Origin of the sequence: Salmonella sp. SAL04202 (genome assembly GCF_046550775.1) — a bacterium.
Lineage (GTDB): Bacteria > Pseudomonadota > Gammaproteobacteria > Enterobacterales > Enterobacteriaceae > Salmonella > Salmonella enterica.
Map to the genome: position 1 here is coordinate 67,746 of NZ_JBGDXK010000009.1, position 6,257 is coordinate 74,002.

6 protein-coding genes are annotated in these 6,257 nt (G+C 53.1%); 4 read left to right on the plus strand and 2 right to left on the minus strand.

Annotation, left to right across the window (positions count from 1 at the left end):
- Positions 1-2 precede the first annotated feature (2 nt).
- The 4 genes from rbsC to rbsR all read left to right on the plus strand — a co-directional run bounded on the left by rbsC (position 3) and on the right by rbsR (position 3,947).
- The gene (rbsC, locus tag ACLJQJ_RS22480; protein WP_000211345.1) at positions 3-968 is read left to right on the plus strand and encodes a ribose ABC transporter permease; all 966 of its coding nucleotides are present in this window, start codon (positions 3-5) and stop codon (positions 966-968) included.
- Between the two features lie 24 nt (positions 969-992).
- Positions 993-1,883: a ribose ABC transporter substrate-binding protein RbsB gene (gene rbsB / locus ACLJQJ_RS22485; protein ID WP_001056260.1), complete on the plus strand. Its 891-nt coding sequence runs from the start codon at positions 993-995 to the stop codon at positions 1,881-1,883.
- A gap of 132 nt (positions 1,884-2,015) precedes the next feature.
- Entirely contained in the window at positions 2,016-2,945 is a 930-nt protein-coding gene (gene rbsK / locus ACLJQJ_RS22490) for a ribokinase (RefSeq protein WP_063809459.1), read from the plus strand.
- A gap of 3 nt (positions 2,946-2,948) precedes the next feature.
- Positions 2,949-3,947 carry a ribose operon transcriptional repressor RbsR gene (rbsR, locus tag ACLJQJ_RS22495; RefSeq protein ID WP_000224495.1) on the plus strand — a complete coding sequence of 333 codons (999 nt, stop codon included), beginning with the start codon at positions 2,949-2,951 and terminating at the stop codon, positions 3,945-3,947.
- On the opposite strand, the gene mdtD is transcribed toward rbsR, so the two are convergent.
- On the minus strand, positions 3,913-5,340 hold the full coding sequence (gene mdtD, locus ACLJQJ_RS22500; protein ID WP_063809457.1) for a multidrug transporter subunit MdtD: 1,428 nt from the start codon (positions 5,338-5,340) through the stop codon (positions 3,913-3,915). The genes rbsR and mdtD overlap by 35 nt on opposite strands.
- A gap of 11 nt (positions 5,341-5,351) precedes the next feature.
- The gene (locus tag ACLJQJ_RS22505) at positions 5,352-6,056 is read right to left on the minus strand and encodes a FadR/GntR family transcriptional regulator (protein WP_001131144.1); all 705 of its coding nucleotides are present in this window, start codon (positions 6,054-6,056) and stop codon (positions 5,352-5,354) included.
- Between the last annotated feature and the right edge of the window lie 201 nt (positions 6,057-6,257).

Consider the following 6,257-nt stretch of genomic DNA (forward strand, 5'->3'; position numbering starts at 1 on the left):
AGATGACAACCCAGGCTGTTTCTGGTCGCCGTTATTTCACTAAAGCGTGGCTTCTTGAGCAGAAGTCGCTCATTGCCCTGCTGGTGTTGATCGCGATTGTTTCGACGTTGAGCCCCAACTTTTTTACCGTTAATAATCTGTTCAATATTCTTCAACAGACCTCCGTTAACGCCATTATGGCGGTGGGGATGACGTTGGTGATTCTGACATCGGGGATCGATCTGTCCGTCGGTTCCCTGCTGGCGCTCACCGGTGCGGTTGCCGCTTCAATCGTCGGCGTTGAAGTGAATGCGCTGGTCGCGGTTGCCGCCGCGCTGGCGCTGGGCGCTGCGATTGGCGCCGTCACTGGCGTTATCGTCGCGAAGGGCCGCGTACAGGCGTTTATCGCTACGCTGGTGATGATGCTGCTACTGCGTGGCGTGACGATGGTTTACACCGACGGTAGCCCGGTCAACACCGGCTTTACCGATAACGCCGATCTGTTTGGCTGGTTCGGTATCGGTCGTCCGCTGGGCGTTCCTACGCCGGTCTGGATCATGGCTATCGTCTTTATCGCCGCCTGGTATATGCTGCATCACACTCGTCTGGGACGCTATATCTACGCGCTGGGCGGTAACGAAGCGGCGACGCGTCTGTCTGGCATTAGCGTGAGCAAAGTGAAAATTATCGTCTATTCACTTTGCGGCCTGACAGCATCGCTGGCGGGCATCATTGAAGTGGCGCGCCTCTCTTCCGCGCAGCCGACGGCGGGTACCGGCTATGAGCTGGATGCTATTGCCGCCGTGGTGCTGGGCGGCACCAGCCTTGCAGGCGGTAAAGGACGCATTGTTGGGACATTGATCGGCGCATTGATTCTCGGCTTCCTTAATAATGGTTTGAATTTGTTAGGTGTTTCCTCCTATTACCAGATGATCGTCAAAGCGGTGGTGATTTTGCTGGCGGTACTGGTAGACAACAAAAAGCAGTAACAACGACTACAGGACATCTGAAATATGAACATGAAAAAACTGGCTACCCTGGTATCTGCTGTTGCGCTGAGCGCCACCGTGAGCGCGAATGCAATGGCGAAAGACACCATTGCGCTGGTGATCTCTACCCTCAATAATCCCTTCTTCGTGTCGTTAAAAGACGGGGCGCAAAAAGAGGCGGATAAACTGGGTTATAACCTGGTGGTGCTGGACTCCCAGAACAACCCTGCCAAAGAGCTGGCGAACGTGCAGGATTTAACCGTTCGCGGGACCAAAATTCTGCTGATCAACCCGACTGACTCCGATGCGGTGGGTAACGCGGTGAAGATGGCGAACCAGGCGAAGATTCCGGTTATCACGCTTGACCGCCAGGCAACCAAAGGCGATGTCGTCAGCCATATCGCGTCTGATAACGTGCTGGGCGGTAAGATCGCTGGCGACTATATCGCGAAAAAAGCTGGCGAAGGCGCCAAAGTGATTGAGTTGCAAGGCATTGCCGGAACATCTGCGGCGCGTGAGCGTGGCGAAGGTTTCCAGCAGGCGGTAGCCGCCCACAAATTTAATGTCCTGGCCAGCCAGCCTGCTGATTTCGACCGTACTAAGGGTCTGAACGTCATGCAGAACCTGCTAACCGCGCATCCGGATGTTCAGGCTGTCTTCGCCCAGAACGATGAAATGGCGCTGGGCGCACTGCGCGCACTGCAAACTGCCGGTAAAGCAGATGTGATGGTGGTTGGATTTGACGGTACGCCGGATGGCGAAAAGGCCGTAAAAGATGGCAAACTGGCAGCGACTATCGCTCAGTTACCGGATCAAATCGGCGCCAAAGGCGTTGAAGTTGCGGATAAGGTGCTGAAAGGCGAAAAAGTTCAGGCCAAATATCCGGTTGACCTGAAACTGGTCATCAAGCAGTAATAAACGACACGGGTCAACTATGGCCTGATGGCGACAGAAATACGCGAGCCTCCGCTGAGGTGAACGTAAAAAAAGAAAAGCAGGGCACGCGCCACCCTAACCGGTGGCGCACTTTGACGTGGAACCCCGAATATGAAAACCGCAGGTAATCTCATCGTCCTTGGCAGCATTAATGCCGATCATATCCTTAATCTTGAGTCCTTCCCTACCCCGGGTGAAACGGTAACCGGTAGCCATTATCAGGTCGCGTTTGGCGGGAAAGGCGCGAATCAGGCGGTTGCTGCGGGACGTAGCGGGGCAAATATTGCGTTTATTGCCTGCACGGGCGATGACGATATTGGCGACAGTATTCGTAAACAATTAGTCAGCGATCGTATTGATATCACGCCAGTTAGCGTCATTAAAGGCGAGTCTACCGGGGTGGCGCTGATTTTCGTTAACGGCGAAGGCGAGAACGTCATCGGTATTCATGCCGGAGCGAATGCCGCGTTATCGCCGGCGTTGGTTGATGCGCAATGTGAACGTATCGCGCAGGCGGATGCGTTACTGATGCAGCTGGAATCGCCGCTGGAAAGCGTACTGGCGGCGGCGAAAATCGCCCATCAACATCATACTACTGTTGCGCTTAACCCGGCGCCTGCCCGTGAGCTACCGGATGAACTGCTGGCGCTGGTGGACATCATCACGCCAAATGAAACGGAAGCTGAAAAGCTGACGGGCATGCGTGTGGAAAATGACGACGATGCCGCGAAAGCTGCGCAGGTTTTGCATGATAAAGGCATTCGAACCGTATTAATTACCTTAGGAAGCCGTGGCGTCTGGGCCAGCGTAAACGGCGAGGGCCGCCGCGTTCCTGGATTTAGCGTTGAGGCTGTCGATACCATTGCCGCCGGAGATACGTTTAACGGCGCCTTTATCACCGCGATACTGGAGGAGACGCCGTTGCCGGAAGCGATTCGCTTTGCCCATGCCGCCGCCGCGATTGCCGTAACGCGTAAAGGCGCGCAACCTTCCGTTCCGTGGCGCGAAGAGATAGAAGCGTTTTTACATCAGCAGGGGTAACGCTTGGCTACTATGAAAGATGTTGCCCGCCTGGCGGGAGTCTCTACATCGACGGTCTCTCACGTTATTAACAAAGATCGCTTTGTGAGTGAGACGATAACCGAAAAAGTTGAAGCGGCGATTAAATCACTTAACTATGCGCCTTCTGCGCTGGCGCGAAGCCTCAAGTTAAACCAGACCCGCACGATTGGTATGCTGATTACCGCCAGTACCAACCCTTTTTATTCCGAACTGGTGCGCGGCGTTGAGCGAAGCTGTTTTGAGCGCGGTTATAGTCTGGTGCTGTGCAATACCGAAGGCGACGAGCAACGGATGAACCGCAACCTGGAGACGCTGATGCAAAAACGGGTAGACGGTTTACTGCTGCTGTGTACCGAAACGCATCAGCCTTCTCGTGAAATCATGGAGCGTTATCCGTCTATTCCTACCGTCATGATGGACTGGTCGCCGTTTGATGGCGAGGGCGGTAGCGATCTCATTCAGGATAATTCGTTGTTAGGCGGCGATCTTGCCACCCAACACCTTATCGATAAAGGATTTACCCGAATAGCCTGTATTACCGGCCCGCTGGACAAAACGCCAGCGCGTTTACGGCTGGAAGGGTATCGGGCGGCGATGAAACGCGCAGGGCTGGCTATTCCGCAAGGCTATGAGATCACCGGCGATTTTGAATTTGGCGGCGGCTTTGACGCCATGCAGGCGTTACTCGCCCATCAACAGCGACCGCAAGCGGTTTTTACCGGAAACGATGCGATGGCTGTCGGCGCCTATCAGGCGCTATATCAGGCGGGGCTTCGTATTCCGCAGGATATGGCGGTCATTGGCTATGATGATATTGAGCTGGCGCGCTATATGACGCCGCCGCTGACGACTATCCATCAGCCGAAAGATGAATTGGGCGAGCTGGCTATTGATGTGTTGATTCATCGGATGGCGCAGCCCGCCTTGCAACAACAGCGACTTCAGCTTACTCCGGTTTTGACGGTGCGTGGGTCGGTTTAGATTTATGCCGTTCTTTAATCAGATTGTTGCCGTCTTTGGCTCTTAGCAGCATAAACATCAGCGCGGACGCGATAGTGATCGCCCCCATCGTGATAAAGGTATAGTGGAACTGTTCCACGGTACTGGTGCCCGCAAAACCTTCATAAATACGTAACACCGCCGCGCTGATCGCCACGCCTAAACTGATAGACAATTGCTGCGTAACCGCCAGAACGCTGTTGCCGCTGCTGGCATTATCGTCCGTCAGATCCGCAAGAGTAATCGTATTCATTGCCGTAAATTGAGTGGACATCGCCATTCCAAGAATGAATAGCGGCAGTACGAGCATCCAGATCGGCATGGCGGGAGATTGAAACGAAAACTGGGCAATCATCAGACCGATAAATACCGTAATGCCGACCAGAGTCTTCCGGTATCCCAAACGTCGTAAAACCTGCGTTACGGTCGATTTCGCGATAATAGAACCCAAAGCTGTCGGCGCCATCATGCAGCCGGCGATCAGAGCCGGGTAGCCAAAACCAACCTGTAGCATTAACGGCATCAAAAAAGGTACGCAGCCTGTCCCCAGACGCGTGGCGAGGTTGCCGGCAATACCGACGGAAAATGTGCGTGTCTTAAACAGCGATAGTGATATTAACGGTGTCGGATGACGGCGGGCGTGGCGGATATAGGCCAATAGTAGAACGATACTGCAAAAAATAATGGCGGATGCGATCCATGTCGCCACAATCTTTTCGCCAAACAGTTCCATTCCGCTGGAAAATAAAACCAGACTTAACCCAAAAAGAAAGAAGCCGGTCATGTCAAACTTGCGACGCGGCGTGGTGAAGTTGGGCATATATTTGCGGGCATACAGAATGCCTGCAACACCAATGGGAATATTAATCAGGAAGATCCAGTGCCAGCTTGCCCAGGTCACCAGTACGCCGCCTAATACCGGCCCCAGAATCGGACCTACCAGCCCCGGCATAGTGACAAAGTTAAGAACGGGCAGCAGCTCACTACGCGGATAGGCTCGCAATAACGCCAGTCGCGCCACTGGCATCATCATCGCTCCGCCGACGCCTTGTACGACGCGAAAAATAACCAATTCAGATAGTGAACTGGAGAGCGCGCAGGCCAGCGAGCCTAACGTAAACAGACTTACGGCAACCATAAAGACGCGACGCGTACCGAAGCGGTCAGCCAACCAGCCGCTTACCGGAATTAACATAGCTACTGTCAGGGTATAACTGATAATAGCGGACTGCATGGCGAGTGGGGAACGGTTAAGACTATGCGCAATAGCCGGTAAAGCGGTATTCAAAATGGTGGCGTCTAGCGCCTGCATAAAGAAGGCCATCGCCGCGATCCACGGCAGGCCAGCCATACTGCGCGCTTTTTTGCTGGTCATTCAATATCCTGTTAATTATCTGGTCTCTCATTGGGCGCTATTAACAACGCCTGACAGGCCTGGAAAGCGCGTTCGCCGTCGCCATCAGCGATGGCATCAACAATGGCCTGGTGCAAATCCAGCTTTACCACCTCGTTATAGGTGATTGAGGTAAAGTAAGTGTGATAAACCGAATGAAATAGCGTAGCAAAAGAGATTAGAAAGGGATTGGCGCTCATTTCGTAGATATGCTCGTGCCACGCCATATCCACTTCAATCCAGCGTTCACGCTTAAAATGCTTTTTCAGCGCGACCATCTCTTCCATTAAGGCATTAAGCCGCGCTTTCTGCTCCGGAGTGCCAAGCGTCGCCGCCAGCAGGCAGGCTTGCGGCTCCAGGCTAATACGCATCACCAGAAAATGATCTACCACCTGATGAAAATTTTCTTCCGTCATCCACCAGGTCAGCAGCTCTTGATCCAGAAAGTTCCAGTTTCCCTGCGGCATCACCCGCGTACCAATGCGCGGACGGGGTAGCACCATACCTTTAGCCGTCAACGTTTTCACCGCTTCGCGAACTGCCGTTCGACTTACGCCGTACTGCTCGCCCAGTTCTATTTCGCCGGGAAGAATCGTACCGGGGGCGTAGTCACCCTTTAATATCCGCTGCGCCAGCTTTTCAGCCAGAACATAGGATAGATTTTTCTGTGCGGCTAATTGTTGTGCGCTTAAAGGCATGAATGTTCTTCCTTTCTCTTTCGTTTGGTTATTAGTATGCCACCTGGAAGTGTGATTGCAGTTGCAATAACGGCAATTTGCTTATTTTATGGCACGTTAAGCACGCTGTTGATGAAAAAAGAGACACTCAGAAAATTATTTTAAATTTCCTCTTGTCAGGCAGAAATAACTCCCTATAATGCGCCACCACTGACACGGAAC

Excerpts from the sequence above, each read along its gene's own strand:
- rbsK (WP_063809459.1), top strand. The coding sequence starts at position 2,016 with ATGAAAACCGCAGGTAATCTCATCGTCCTTGGCAGCATTAATGCCGAT.
- rbsB (WP_001056260.1), top strand. The coding sequence starts at position 993 with ATGAACATGAAAAAACTGGCTACCCTGGTATCTGCTGTTGCGCTGAGC.
- mdtD (WP_063809457.1), bottom strand. The coding sequence starts at position 5,340 with ATGACCAGCAAAAAAGCGCGCAGTATGGCTGGCCTGCCGTGGATCGCG.
- ACLJQJ_RS22505 (WP_001131144.1), bottom strand. The coding sequence starts at position 6,056 with ATGCCTTTAAGCGCACAACAATTAGCCGCACAGAAAAATCTATCCTAT.
- rbsC (WP_000211345.1), top strand. The coding sequence starts at position 3 with ATGACAACCCAGGCTGTTTCTGGTCGCCGTTATTTCACTAAAGCGTGG.